Origin of the sequence: Streptomyces sp. NPDC005423 (genome assembly GCF_040606415.1) — a bacterium.
Classification (GTDB): domain Bacteria; phylum Actinomycetota; class Actinomycetes; order Streptomycetales; family Streptomycetaceae; genus Streptomyces.
Window position 1 is genome coordinate 476,811 of sequence record NZ_JBEXET010000002.1, and the last position, 13,390, is coordinate 490,200.

Below are 13,390 nucleotides of genomic sequence, written 5' to 3' on the forward strand. Positions count from 1 at the left end.
GCCCAACTCGGCTCCGCCATCTGGGTGTTGCCCGTCGTGGCGGCACGGCGGACCGGACGGCCGCCGGCCGCCGGGCGTGCTCCGTGAAACCTCCGGCGCGGGGCCGCAGCGAGCGGGGAGTCGTCGCTCGCCCTCCGCTCCTGCCAGGGCGGGGCGGCTGCCCGCGCCGGAGGCGATCTGTGCCCGGGTGCCCCGGGGCGTGTGTCCGGAGCCATGGACTCCGGCGAACTCGCCGTCCCGGCCCGGGAGACCGCTGTACGCGCGGCCGGCCCGCCCGGGGCCGACACCCGGGGCGTGCCCGGCGCCGGGGGTGGCACCCCGCGCGACGTACAGCTCACCACTCATCCGGCCCTCACAGCAGCCCGACGGCGGTGTCCACGGCGGCGGTCACATCGCCGTCCGCCGGGTACAGCAGCGAACGGCCCACCACCAGGCCCCGCACGGTGGGGAGTCGGAGGGCGCCGCGCCACTTCTCGTAGGCGCCGTCCTGCTCCTCGACGGAGCCGCCGACCTCACCGCCGAGGAGCACGGCGGGCAGCGTCGAGGTCTCCATGACCTGGGCCATGTCGTCGGGGTTCTCGGTGACGGGCAGCTTGAGCCAGGTGTAGGCCGAACTGCCGCCCAGGCCCGAGGCGATGGCGATCGACCTGGTGACCGCCTCGGCGGAGAGGTCGTTGCGCAGCCTGCCCTCGGGAGTACGGCCGCTGATGAACGGCTCGACGAAGACGGGGAGCCGGCGTGCGGCCATGTCGTCGACGGCGCGGGCGCTGGACTCCAGGGTGGTCAGCGAGCCCGGGTCGTCGTAGTCGATGCGCAGCAGCAGCTTGCCCGCGTCGAAGCCGAGCCGCTCGATGTCCTGGGCGCGGTGGCCGGTGAAGCGGTCGTCGAGTTCGAAGGCGGCGCCCTGGAGTCCGCCCCGGTTCATGGAGCCCATGACGACCTTGTGGTCGAGGACGCCGAGCAGCAGCAGGTCGTCGAGGATGTCGGCGGTCGCGAGGACCCCGTCCACGCCGGGGCGCGACAGCGCGAGGCAGAGGCGTTCCAGGAGGTCGGCGCGGTTGGCCATGGCGAGCCGCCGGCCGCCGACGCCGAGGGCGCCGCGCGCGGGGTGGTCGGCGGCGACGATCATCAGCCGGCCGTCCTCGTTGAGCAGCGGGCGGCGGGCGCGGCGGGCGGCGGCCTCGGCGATCGCCTCGGGGTGCCGGGCGCGGACCCGGACCAGCTCGGAGATGTCCACGCGGGGGCCGGTGACGCCCTCGTGGTTCCGGTGGGCGTGCGGCACCGCGTGGCCGCCCTCGCGGTCCGGTCGCGCGTGCGTCACGGCGTCCGCGCCCTCGTGCTCGGCGCCGGGCACCCGGGCCGCCCTCACTTCACCGCTCCGGCGGCGAGCGCGTCGGCGACCTCGGCGGCCGTGGGCATCGCGGAGGAGCACTCCAGGCGCGAGGCGACGATCGCCCCGGCCGCGTTGGCGTGGCGCATGGTCCGCTCCAGGTCCCAGCCCGCCAGCAGGCCGTGGCAGAGCGAGCCGCCGAAGGCGTCGCCCGCGCCGAGTCCGTTGAGGACGGTGACGGGCAGCGGCGGCACCTCGGCCGACTCGCCGTCCCGGCTGACCGCGAGGACACCCTTGGGCCCCTGCTTGACGACGGCGAGTTCGACTCCGGCGTCGAGGAGGGCGCGGGCGGCGGCGTGCGGTTCGCGGACGCCGGTGGCGACCTCCACCTCGTCGAGGTTGCCGACGGCGACGGTGGTGTGGCGCAGGGCCTCTTCGTAGAAGGGGCGCGCGGAGGCGGGGTCCTTCCAGAACATGGGCCGCCAGTCGAGGTCGAAGACCGTCGTACCGGCTTTGGCGCGGTGGGCGAGGGCCGCGAGGGTCGCCGTACGGCTGGGCTCCTCGCTCAGGCCCGTGCCGGTCATCCAGAAGACGCGGGTCTCCTTGATGGCGTCCAAGTCCAGGTCGTGGGCGTCGAGTTCGAGGTCGGGCGCCTTGGGCTGCCGGTAGAAGTAGAGCGGGAAGTCGTCCGGCGGGAAGACCTCGCAGAAGGTGACCGGGGTCGGCAGGCCGGCGACCGGGGTGACCCAGCGGTCGTCGACGCCGAAGCCGCGCAGCGCCTCGTGCAGGTAGGTCCCGAACGGGTCGTCGCCGGTGCGGGTGATGACGGCGGTGGACCGTCCCAGCCGGGCCGCCGCGACGGCGACGTTGGTCGCCGAACCGCCGAGGAACTTCCCGAAGGTCGACACCTGGGCCAGCGGGACGCCCGCCTGGAGCGGGTAGAGGTCCACTCCGATCCGCCCCATGGTGATCAGGTCGTACGCCATCGACTTCCCTTCGTACCGCTGCCTTCGTACCGCTGCCCTCGTCCGGTGCCCTGGACCGGCTCGCGTCGGCTTCCGTGTCGGCTTCCGTATCGGCTCTCCCCGGTTTCTAGCCCCGCGCCCGGCGCCCTGTCAATGTTTTGTCCGGACATTCGGACGAGACCGGCCGTCCGGTGCCGCCTCCCCGCCTCCGTCCGGGTCGCCCGGCGGGTTTTCCGGACGTCTCTCCGGCCGGTGTCAACGCGCCGCGCCCACGGCCCGGCGTACGCCTCTGCGTCACCTTCGTCACAAACGTCCCCGCTGTGTCACGCATATCGCCTGTACACGGGTTTTGCGTCACACCCGCACGACAGGCACGTCCCGGCCCTCACTCCGCGTCGTTCACGAGGCACAGATTTGTGATCGCCAGCGCAGCGCACGGCGCCCCCCGCGACCGGCCCCCCGGCCGCCGCCGTGGCGCGCGCGGGGAGGTGCCCTCATGACCGACCGCCGGCTCTGGTCGTACAAGGAGATCGCTGCGCACATCCGGGTCCAGCCGGACACCGTCCGCTCCTACCGCAAGCACGGACTGCTGCCGCCGCCCGACCACGTGGAGGGCGGCAAGCCCTACTGGTACGCCGACACGGTCCGCGCGTGGGTGGCCTCCCGCCCCCGCAACCGGAGCCGCGGCGACCACTGACCCCCCGGGGAAAGCCGACGACGACTCCGTGCCCCGCCTCCGGGTGGGGCACAGTCGTCCCATGAACTTCTCCGCCAAGCCGGTCCTCACCGGCGGAAAGACCGTCCTGCGCCCCTTCACCGAGGCCGACGCCGACACCATGTGGGAGCTGGTGCGGGACCCCGAGGTCGTCCGTTTCACCTTCGGACCCTCGACCGAACTGACCCTGGACGGCCTGCGCTCCTGGTACGGCTCCCGGTCGGACCGGCCCGACCGCCTCGACCTCGCGGTCACCGAGCCGGTCACCGGCGAGGTTCTCGGCGAGGTCGTCCTGCACGACTGGGACCCGGCCGCCCGTAGCTGTACGTTCCGCACCCTGATCGGTCCGCGCGGTCGCGGCCGGGGCGTCGGCACCGAGGCGACCCGGCTCGTCATCCAGCACGCCTTCGAACAACTCGGCCTGCACCGCGTCGAGTTGGCGGTCTACGGCAATAATCCCCGGGCCCGCCGGGTCTACGAGAAGGTCGGCTTCGTGGTCGAGGGCGTGCGTCGCGAGGCGCACCTGCGGGACGGCGAGTGGGTCGACGAGGTGATCATGGCGGTGCTGGACCGGGAGTGGGCCGCGCTCAGGCCCACGGTTCGATGACCGTCACCCCTGCCCCCGCCACCGACACCGTCCCGGACTCCGCCGACACCGTTGCGGACTCCGGCCCGGCCGCCGTACCCATCGCCGCCAGGGCGGCCGGGGCGGCGGCCAGGGGCACGGCCGAGGTGACCAGGAGGTCGGGGCGCAGGAGGCCCGACGCGACCAGTTCCAGCAGGGGCGGGTAGGTGTGCGCGGCCATGCCGTGGCTGCCGAGGAGTTCGAGTTCCAGGGCGATCACGCGGGCCATCGGGACCGGGGTGGTGCCGGCCGGCGAGGGCAGCAGGCCGACCTGGACGTGGCGGCCCCGGCGGCGCAGGCCGTTCACCGAGGCGGCGCAGGTGGCCGGTGACCCGAGGGCGTCCAGGGAGAGGTGGGCGCCGCCACCGGTCAGCTCGCGCACCGCGAGCGCGGTGTCCACGGTGGTGGCCGCGTCCACGCACACCGCCGCTCCGAACCTCCGCGCCAGCTCCAGGGCTCGGGGCGAGACGTCGACGGCGACGACCCGGGCCCCGGCAGCGGCGGCGATCATCACCGCCGACAGTCCCACTCCCCCGCAGCCGTGCACCGCGACCCACTCCCCCGCCGCCACCCGGCCCTGCCGCACCACCGCGCGGAACGCCGTGGCGAACCGGCAGCCGAGCGAGGCCGCCGTCGCGAAGGACATCGCCTCCGGTACCGCGACCAGGTTCACGTCGGCGTGGTCCAGCGCCACGTACTGGGCGAAGGAACCCCAGTGCGTGAACCCCGGCTGGGTCTGCCGCTCGCACACCTGCTGATCGCCCGCCGCGCACGCCCCGCAGCTTCCGCACGCGCACACGAACGGCACGGTCACCCGGTCCCCGGGGCGCCAGTCGGTGACCCGGTCCCCCACCGCCTCGACCACACCGGCGAGTTCGTGGCCCGGCACATGCGGCAGCGCGATGTCCGGGTCGTGGCCCTGCCAGCCGTGCCAGTCGCTGCGGCACAGCCCGGTCGCCTCGACACGCACCACGACCCCGTGCCCGGCGGGGAGCGGGTCGGCCACCTCCCGCACCTCGGGCCGCTCCCCGTACCGCTCGAAGACCACAGCTCGCATCAGGCGCCTCCCGCTCGTTCCGCCGCCGGTCATCGTCCTGGGGCCGAACGCTAACGCGAGCCAGGACGCGGGGTGCCGCCACACCCGCTCCCCGGCCCGCGCGACCCCCCTTGGAGAAATACCCCCTAGGGGTATACTCTGAGTGAAGATGAGCCACCCTGGGCCACGCAGGCCACACACGCCTCGACTAGGAGAACGACATGACCGCCCAGACCGACACCCCGGTTTCCGTCACCGCCGTCTACCAGGTGAGCGGAATGAGCTGCGGACACTGCGAGGGCGCCGTCTCCGGTGAACTCTCCGGGCTCCCCGGCGTCAGCGCGGTGCAGGCCGTCGCCGCCACCGGCGAGGTCACGGTCGTCTCCGCCGCCCCGCTCGACCCGGCCGCCGTCCGCGCGGCCGTCGACGAGGCGGGCTTCGAGCTCGTCGAGCGGGTCTGAGCGCCCGCACCCCTCTGCTCTCCGACCGGGCCGTACCGACCGGCTGATACCGGCTCCGTGCGGTCCGGTCCGATGTCTGGAGTCCGGACATGCCCAGCACCACCACCGGCACACCCCCGGCCGCCCCGGCGCGGACCACCGACGTCGAGCTGCTCATCGGCGGGATGACCTGCGCCTCGTGCGCGGCCCGCGTCGAGAAGAAGCTCAACCGGCTGGACGGCGTCAGCGCCACGGTCAACTACGCGACGGAGAAGGCGAAGGTCAGCTACCCGGCCGGGATCCAGGTGGCCGACCTGATCGCCACCGTGGTGAAGACCGGATACACGGCCGAGGAACCTCCGCCGCCCGCACCCGAGCCGCCGCGGACCGACGCCGAGCCGCCCGAGGACCCCGAACTCGCCGCCCTGCGCACGCGGTTCACCGTCTCCGCCGTCCTCGCCCTGCCCGTCGTCCTGCTCTCCATGGTCCCGGCCCTGCAGTTCGACGGCTGGCAGTGGGTGGCGCTCGCCCTCGCCGCACCCGTGGTCGTCCAAGGCGGCCTGCCCTTCCACCGGGCCGCCTGGACCAACGCGCGGCACGGCGCGGCGACCATGGACACCCTCGTCTCGGTGGGCACGCTCGCCGCGTTCGGCTGGTCACTGTGGGCGCTGTTCTGGGGCGACGCGGGCATGACCGGCATGCACGACGAGTTCAGCCTCACCGTCTCGCGTACGGACGGCGCCTCGACGCTCTATCTCGAAGTCGCCGCCGGGGTCGTCGCGTTCATCCTGCTGGGCCGCTATCTGGAGGCGCGCTCCAAGCGCCGCGCCGGGGCCGCCCTGCGCGCCCTGCTCCAACTCGGCGCGAAGGACGTGACGGTACTGCGCGACGGGCGTGAAGTGCGGCTCCCCGTCAGCCGGTTGGCGGTCGGCGACCACTTCGTCGTACGGCCCGGGGAGAAGATCGCCACCGACGGCACGGTGGTCGAGGGCGTCTCCGCGGTCGACGCCTCCATGCTGACCGGCGAGTCGGTCCCGGTGGACGTCGCGGCCGGCTCGTCCGTCGCCGGCGCGACCGTGAACGCCGGCGGCCGGCTCGTGGTGGCGGCGACCCGCGTCGGCTCGGACACCCAACTCGCCCGCATGGCACGGCTGGTGGAGGACGCGCAGAACGGCAAGGCCCAGGTGCAGCGGCTCGCCGACCGGATCTCCGGGATCTTCGTGCCGGCCGTCCTGCTGCTCGCGCTCGCCACCTTCGGCGGGTGGCTCGGGGTCACCGGGGACACGGTCGCCGCGTTCACGGCTGCCGTCGCCGTCCTGATCATCGCCTGCCCGTGCGCCCTGGGCCTGGCCACCCCGACCGCGCTCATGGTCGGCACCGGACGCGGCGCCCAGCTCGGCATCCTGATCAAGGGCCCCGAGGTCCTGGAGTCCACCCGCCGCGTCGACACCGTCGTCCTGGACAAGACCGGCACGGTCACCACCGGCCGCATGACCCTCCAGGAGATCCACGTCGCGGACGGCGCCGACGAGACCGAGGTGCTGCGGCTCGCGGGCGCCCTGGAGCACGCCTCCGAACACCCCGTCGCCCGCGCCGTCGCGGCCGGCGCCGAGGAGCGGGTGGGACCGCTGCCCCGCGCCGAGCACTTCGAGAACGTCCCCGGGCGCGGCGTGCGTGGGCGGGTCGAGGGGCGCGAAGTGGCCGTGGGGCGCCTCTTCGCCACCCTGCCCGAGGAGTTGGCCCGCGCGAGGTCGGCAGCGGAGAGCGGCGGCCGTACGGCCGTGGTGGTCGGCTGGGACGGGACGGCGCGCGGCGTCCTCGCGGTCGCCGACGCGGTGAAGGAGACCAGCGCGGAGGCCGTACGGCGGCTGCGCGCCCTCGGGCTCACGCCGATCCTGCTGACCGGGGACAACCGGACGGTCGCCGAGGCGGTCGCCCGCGCCGTGGGCATCGATCCCGCGGACGTGATCGCCGAGGTGCTGCCCGAGGAGAAGGCCGACGTCGTACGGCGACTGCGCGGCGAGGGCCGGACCGTCGCCATGGTGGGCGACGGCGTGAACGACGCGGCGGCGCTCGCCACCGCCGATCTGGGACTCGCGATGGGCACCGGGACGGACGCGGCGATCGAGGCGGCCGACCTGACGCTGGTGCGCGGGGATCTGCGGGTGGCCGCGGACGCCATCCGGCTCTCCCGGCGGACGCTCGCCACCATCAAGGGCAACCTCGTGTGGGCCTTCGGCTACAACGTGGCCGCGCTGCCACTGGCCGCCGCCGGGCTGCTGAACCCGATGATCGCGGGGGCCGCCATGGCCTTCTCCTCGGTGTTCGTGGTGACCAACAGCCTCCGGCTGCGCGGGTTCCGCTGAAATCCCCGCAAGTTACCGGGAGTTACCGGTACCGGAAGTAAGAGTCCCTCTAGAGTCCGGAGCGAGCCTCACATAAGCTCTTCACAAGGCTCGCGCATCATCCTTACGCTGGTGCCCCGTTCGGGGTTTCGGGGCTCTTGCGTACCTAACGGACATATGCAAGAGACGCAGATCACAGTGATGTGAATGTAACCATCGAAGGGGTACGAAGGTCTAAGTTGACGATGTCGGCAAGCGTCTTGGGGGGCGCGAACCGGCATCTGGGGATGTCTTGGGGGACTTCCTCAGTAATGCGTTGCCGGGACACGTACACCGGGGAGCTTTGAGCGGCCCTCCCGTGCGTGCGATGTCCCGGCAGAGCGCACCCAGGGGCGGTGCGAGCACTTTTGCTCGTTCTGCTCAACCGAGCTCCGGCTCGATCGGGCTTCGGCTCATCGAGCTCTCGGCTCACCGAGCTTCGGCTCAACAGCGATTCAGGCGCTGGTTTTCTCACAGACGCCCGGCCGGATCCCGTGGGGGGAATCCGCACCGGGACATGGGAAGGCGCCCTGGACGCCGGCCCGTGGGGGGACCGTCGCCAGGGCGCCTTCTTTTTTTCTGAAGGCTCTCTTCGCCTCCTGAGTGCGGTACTTGAGGGGTCAGCGTCCCTCGACCGGCACGAAGTCACGCTCGACCACGCCCGTGTAGATCTGGCGCGGGCGGCCGATGCGGGAGCCGGGCTCCTTGATCATCTCGTGCCACTGGGCGATCCAGCCCGGGAGGCGGCCCAGGGCGAAGAGGACCGTGAACATCTCGGTCGGGAAGCCCATCGCCCGGTAGATCAGACCGGTGTAGAAGTCGACGTTCGGGTAGAGGCTGCGCGAGACGAAGTAGTCGTCGGAGAGCGCGTGCTCCTCCAGCTTCAGCGCGATGTCCAGCAGCTCGTCGGACTTGCCGAGCGCCGAGAGGACGTCGTGCGCCGCCGCCTTGATGATCTTCGCGCGCGGGTCGAAGTTCTTGTAGACCCGGTGGCCGAAGCCCATCAGCCGGACGCCGTCCTCCTTGTTCTTCACCTTGCGGATGAAGGAGTCGACGTCGCCGCCGGAGGCCTGGATGCCCTCCAGCATCTCCAGCACGGACTGGTTGGCACCGCCGTGCAGCGGGCCCCACAGCGCGTTGATGCCGGCCGAGATCGACGCGAACATGTTGGCCTGCGAGGAGCCGACCAGACGGACCGTCGAGGTCGAACAGTTCTGCTCGTGGTCCGCGTGCAGGATCAGCAGCTTGTCGAGCGCGGAGACGACGACCGGGTCGAGGTCGTACTCCTGCGCCGGCACCGAGAAGGTCATCCGCAGGAAGTTCTCGACGTAGCCGAGGTCGTTGCGCGGATAGACGAAGGGGTGGCCGATCGACTTCTTGTACGCGTACGCCGCGATCGTCGGAAGCTTGGCGAGCAGGCGGATCGTGGAGAGGTTGCGCTGCTTCTCGTCGAACGGGTTGTGGCTGTCCTGGTAGAAGGTGGACAGCGCCGAGACGACCGAGGAGAGCATCGCCATCGGGTGGGCGTCGCGCGGGAAGCCCTTGTAGAAGTTCTTGACGTCCTCGTGCAGCAGGGTGTGCTGCGTGATGTCGTTCTTGAAGACGGTGAGCTCGTCGACGGTGGGAAGCTCACCGTTGATGAGCAGGTAGGCGACCTCCACGAAGGTGGAGCGCTCGGCCAGCTGCTCGATCGGGTAGCCGCGGTACCGGAGGATGCCCTGCTCGCCGTCGAGGTAGGTGATGGCGGATTTATAGGCGGCGGTGTTTCCGTAGCCGCTGTCCAGGGTCACCAGACCGGTCTGGGCGCGGAGCTTCCCGATGTCGAAGCCCTTGTCCCCGACGGTGCTGTCGATCACCGGGTAGGTGTACTCGCCGTCGCCGAACCGCAGTACTACAGCGTTCTTGGTGTGCTCGCTCACGTCATCCCTCACCGACGTTGTGCCTCTTCTTCGAGGTTGCCCTGACTGTCTCTACCATCCCCCATTTGGCGCACGAGAGTGCACTCGGGGTCGAGCATTGGGCCTATTGGCGGCACTCAGTGCCGCCAACCTGCTCATCCTGCCTCCTCCACCCCGGGCTCTGGAAGAGCTCTGTGACCTTCGCGACTCATTTGATCGATCATTTTTCGTGGTGCGCGGGTCGCCCGTGCCGGGTCACCCGCCCGCGAGCCGGAAATCCAGCGCCGTGCAGCGCCGGCCCGCCGACACCGTGCGCACCGCCTGGCCTATCGCCCTGCGCGACCCCACCAGGACGACCAGCCGCTTGGCCCTGGTCACCGCCGTGTAGAGCAGGTTCCGCTGGAGCATCATCCACGCGCCCGTGGTGACCGGGATCACCACCGCCGGGTACTCGCTGCCCTGGGAGCGGTGGATGGTCACCGCGTACGCGTGCGCCAGCTCGTCCAGTTCGTCGAAGTCGTACGGGACCTCCTCGTCCTCGTCGGTCAGCACCGTGAGGCGCTGGTCGACCGGGTCGAGGGAGGTGACCACGCCGACGGTCCCGTTGAAGACGCCGTTCTCGCCCTTGTCGTAGTTGTTGCGGATCTGGGTGACCTTGTCGCCGACCCGGAAGACCCGGCCGCCGAACCGCTTCTCGGGCAGGTCGGGGCGGCCGGGCGTGATCGCCTGCTGGAGCAGCCCGTTGAGGGTGCCGGCGCCGGCCGGTCCGCGGTGCATGGGCGCGAGCACCTGCACGTCCCGGCGCGGGTCGAGTCCGAACCGGGCCGGGATCCGCCGGGCCGCCACGTCCACGGTGAGCCGGCCCGTCTCCTCCGTGTCGTCCTCGACGAAGAGGAAGAAGTCCTTCATGCCGTCCGTGACCGGGTGCTGACCGGAGTTGATGCGGTGCGCGTTGGTCACCACGCCCGACTGCTGGGCCTGGCGGAACACCCGGGTGAGGCGCACCGCCGGGACCGGGCCGCCGTCGGCCAGCAGATCGCGCAGCACCTCGCCGGCGCCGACGCTGGGCAGCTGGTCCACGTCTCCCACGAAGAGCAGGTGGGCACCCGGCGGCACCGCCTTGACGAGCTTGTTGGCGAGCAGGAGATCGAGCATGGAGGCCTCGTCGACGACCACCAGGTCGGCGTCCAGGGGCCGTTCCTTGTCGTACGCCGCGTCGCCGCCGGGCTTGAGTTCCAGCAGCCGGTGGACGGTGGACGCCTCGGCGCCGGTGAGTTCGGCCAGCCGCTTGGCGGCCCGGCCGGTGGGCGCGGCGAGGACGACCCGGGCCTTCTTGGCGCGGGCCAGCTCGACGATCGAGCGCACGGTGAACGACTTGCCGCAGCCGGGGCCGCCGGTCAGGACGGCGACCTTCTGCGTCAACGCGAGCCGCACGGCGGCCTGTTGCTCGGGAGCCAGCTCCACACCCGTGCGCCCCCGCAGCCAGGCCAGCGCCTTGTCCCACGCCACGTCGTTGAAGGCGGGCATCCGGTCCTCCTCGGCGCGCAGCAGCCGGCGCAGCTGGGCGGCGAGGGAGAGTTCGGCGCGGTGGAAGGGGACGAGGTAGACGGCGGTGACGGGTTCCGCCTCGCCGTCGGGGCCGGGGACCTTCTCCCGTACGACACCGGGGTCGCCCGACTCCTCGTCCGGCAGCGCCAGTTCGGCGAGGCACTCGATGACGAGACCGGTGTCGACCTGGAGGAGTTTGACGGCGTCCGCGATCAGGCGCTCCTCGGGGAGATAGCAGTTGCCCTGGTCGGTCGCCTGCGAAAGGGCGTACTGCAGGCCCGCCTTGACGCGCTCGGGGCTGTCGTGCGGGATGCCGACGGACTGGGCGATCTTGTCGGCGGTGAGGAAACCGATGCCCCAGACGTCGGAGGCCAGCCGGTAGGGCCGGTTCTTCACGACGGAGATCGACACGTCGCCGTACTTCTTGTAGATGCGGACCGCGATCGAGGTGGAGACCTCGACGGTCTGGAGGAAGAGCATGACCTCCTTGATCGCCTTCTGCTCCTCCCAGGCGTCGGCGATCTTCTTCGTGCGCTTGGGACCGAGCCCGGGCACCTCGACGAGCCGCTTGGGCTCCTCCTCGATGATCCGCAGGGTGTCCAGCCCGAAGTGCTGGGTGATCCGGTCGGCGAAGACGGGCCCGATGCCCTTGACGAGCCCGGAGCCGAGGTAGCGGCGGATGCCCTGGACGGTGGCGGGCAGCAGCGTCGTGTAGTTCTCCACGGTGAACTGCTTGCCGTACTGCTGGTGCGAGCCCCAACGGCCCTCCATCCGCAGGGACTCGCCGACCTGCGCGCCGAGCAGCGCGCCGACGACCGTCAGCAGGTCTCCGCCGCCGCGGCCGGTGTCCACCCGGGCGACCGTGTAGCCGTTCTCCTCGTTGGCGTACGTGATCCGCTCCAGGACGCCTTCGAGCGTCGCGAGCCGCCGCTCGCCCGTGGGGTTCCCCGCCTGATTGGACATGATCCGACGGTACCGGCCGGGTCCGACAACAGTGGCGGCGGCGGTGTCTCAGCGGGACCGTGGCCGGTTCTGCAAGGCGGCGGCCCGCCGCGCCCAGGCCCCCGTCGGCGGGGGCTCCGCGCCGGTCCCCGACACGGGCGGCGAGTAGCCGTGCGCGGCACCGCCGATCGGGTTCTCGGGGCCCCGCCCGGACGACGCCCGAGCCTCCCTCTCGCGCGTGGCCTGCCGAGCGGCCGTCTCGAACGCGGCCGGGTCCGCCCCGGACTCGTTCGCGATCGCCCCCGGCTGTCCCCCCGCGGCCACCTGGAACGCGTACGGGTCCAACTCCCAGCCCAGGGGCCCTGAAGTGGCGCGCAGGGACTCCGGGCCGGGCGGGACGGGCGGCGGATCCGGCTGCGCCGACGCCGCCGGGACGTCATGCGGCCGCGGCCCCGCATCCGCTTGGGCCGTCGCCCACTGCGCCTCCTGCGCCTGCGGCCACGCCCGCTCCTGCGTCGCCGCCCAGTGGGCGTCTCGCGCCGACTGCTGTACCTCCCGCGTCTGCGGCCAGGCATCCCCCTGGGCCCCGACCCAGCGGGCGTCTTGCGCCTGCCGCCGCCCCTCCTGCGCCAGCAGCCAATCATCCGTCTGGGGCTCAGCCCGCGGGGCGTCTTGCGCCTGCCGCCGCCCCTCCTGCGCTCGCGGCCACGCCTGCTCCTGGGACCCCGCCCAGTGGGCGCCTTGCGCCCGTTGCTCCGTCTCCCGCGCCTGCAGCGACCCGTCCGCCTCGGACCTCACCGAGTGGGCAGCTTGCGCCCGTTGCTCCGCCTCCTGCGGCCACGCCCACTCCTGCGCCCCCATCCACGGCACCCCTGGCGCTGCCGACCGCTGCGCCTCGTGCTCCGCCGGCTGCCGCGCCTCCGGTTCCGCCGACTGACGCATCGCGTTGCGGCTGAGCCTCAGCGCCTCCTCCACTTGTCGCCGGTACCGCGCCTCCTCGTCCTGGACGGCCTGCGGCGGCCGCGAGTCGGTGAGGCTGGCTTCCTCGGCGCGTCGCAGGGCCTCCTGGAACCGCGCCTCCTCGTCCTGGACGGCCTGCGGCGGCCGCGAGTCGTCGAGGCTGGCTGCCTCGGCGCGCCGCAGATCCCGCAGGAACAGCTCCTCCGCGTCGAGGGCCGGGGGCGCGAACGCGCGGATCCCGCGCTCCTGCGCCACCGCGCGTTCGTAGTTCGCGACAAACTGTGCCGGGGGTGGCGGCTGGGCGGCGGCCTGTTCGTAGACCGGGGGCTGCGGGCTCGCGTGCGACGCGGTTCCGCCCGGTGTGAAGTCCCACGGCCCCTGCGGCTGGTCGAGGTAGAAGGGCGGGTACTCCTCCGAGTCGGTGGGAGAACCCGTCGGTCCGTCTGCCATCGCGCGTCACCCCCGCTTTCCGCCCCGACACGTTCGGGAAACCGTGATCCACAACGGCACGCGGGACCCGTCGGTTCACCCGGGCCCGCAGTCACGA

The 13,390-nt window shown here is 72.3% G+C and carries 10 protein-coding genes; 4 read left to right on the plus strand and 6 right to left on the minus strand.

The features are described from left to right. Nucleotides 1-352: 352 nt before the first annotated feature. Together ABZT12_RS05980 and iolC are read right to left on the minus strand one after the other, a co-directional pair. Complete coding sequence (locus ABZT12_RS05980) at nucleotides 353-1,369, minus strand: deoxyribose-phosphate aldolase (RefSeq protein WP_356377911.1); 1,017 nt, start codon at nucleotides 1,367-1,369, stop codon at nucleotides 353-355. Next, nucleotides 1,366-2,316 (minus strand): 5-dehydro-2-deoxygluconokinase, encoded by a 951-nt coding sequence (iolC, locus tag ABZT12_RS05985; RefSeq protein WP_356377914.1) that lies wholly within the window; start codon nucleotides 2,314-2,316, stop codon nucleotides 1,366-1,368. The genes ABZT12_RS05980 and iolC overlap by 4 nt, the downstream gene beginning before the upstream one ends. 475 nt (nucleotides 2,317-2,791) lie before the next feature. Between iolC and ABZT12_RS05990 the strand changes: the two genes are divergently transcribed. Beyond that, the gene (locus ABZT12_RS05990; protein ID WP_356377917.1) at nucleotides 2,792-2,992 is read left to right on the plus strand and encodes a MerR family transcriptional regulator; all 201 of its coding nucleotides are present in this window, start codon (nucleotides 2,792-2,794) and stop codon (nucleotides 2,990-2,992) included. Nucleotides 2,993-3,053: 61 nt separating this feature from the next. After that, complete coding sequence (locus ABZT12_RS05995) at nucleotides 3,054-3,617, plus strand: GNAT family protein (protein WP_356377920.1); 564 nt, start codon at nucleotides 3,054-3,056, stop codon at nucleotides 3,615-3,617. Here ABZT12_RS05995 and ABZT12_RS06000 read toward each other — a convergent pair. Beyond that, on the minus strand, nucleotides 3,598-4,692 hold the full coding sequence (locus ABZT12_RS06000) for a zinc-dependent alcohol dehydrogenase family protein (RefSeq protein WP_356377923.1): 1,095 nt from the start codon (nucleotides 4,690-4,692) through the stop codon (nucleotides 3,598-3,600). The genes ABZT12_RS05995 and ABZT12_RS06000 overlap by 20 nt on opposite strands. A 200-nt stretch (nucleotides 4,693-4,892) precedes the next feature. Between ABZT12_RS06000 and ABZT12_RS06005 the strand changes: the two genes are divergently transcribed. Beyond that, nucleotides 4,893-5,132, plus strand: coding sequence for a heavy-metal-associated domain-containing protein (locus ABZT12_RS06005; RefSeq protein ID WP_356377926.1), 240 nt, complete (start codon nucleotides 4,893-4,895; stop codon nucleotides 5,130-5,132). A gap of 89 nt (nucleotides 5,133-5,221) precedes the next feature. Then, nucleotides 5,222-7,477 carry a heavy metal translocating P-type ATPase gene (locus ABZT12_RS06010; RefSeq protein ID WP_356377929.1) on the plus strand — a complete coding sequence of 752 codons (2,256 nt, stop codon included), beginning with the start codon at nucleotides 5,222-5,224 and terminating at the stop codon, nucleotides 7,475-7,477. Between the two features lie 638 nt (nucleotides 7,478-8,115). On the opposite strand, the gene ABZT12_RS06015 is transcribed toward ABZT12_RS06010, so the two are convergent. The 3 genes from ABZT12_RS06015 to ABZT12_RS06025 all read right to left on the minus strand — a co-directional run bounded on the left by ABZT12_RS06015 (nucleotide 8,116) and on the right by ABZT12_RS06025 (nucleotide 13,293). Further along, nucleotides 8,116-9,414 carry a citrate synthase gene (locus ABZT12_RS06015; RefSeq protein ID WP_356377933.1) on the minus strand — a complete coding sequence of 433 codons (1,299 nt, stop codon included), beginning with the start codon at nucleotides 9,412-9,414 and terminating at the stop codon, nucleotides 8,116-8,118. Between the two features lie 234 nt (nucleotides 9,415-9,648). After that, on the minus strand, nucleotides 9,649-11,904 hold the full coding sequence (locus tag ABZT12_RS06020) for an ATP-dependent RecD-like DNA helicase (protein ID WP_356377936.1): 2,256 nt from the start codon (nucleotides 11,902-11,904) through the stop codon (nucleotides 9,649-9,651). Nucleotides 11,905-11,952: 48 nt separating this feature from the next. Continuing rightward, the gene (locus ABZT12_RS06025; protein ID WP_356377939.1) at nucleotides 11,953-13,293 is read right to left on the minus strand and encodes a hypothetical protein; all 1,341 of its coding nucleotides are present in this window, start codon (nucleotides 13,291-13,293) and stop codon (nucleotides 11,953-11,955) included. Nucleotides 13,294-13,390 lie beyond the last annotated feature (97 nt).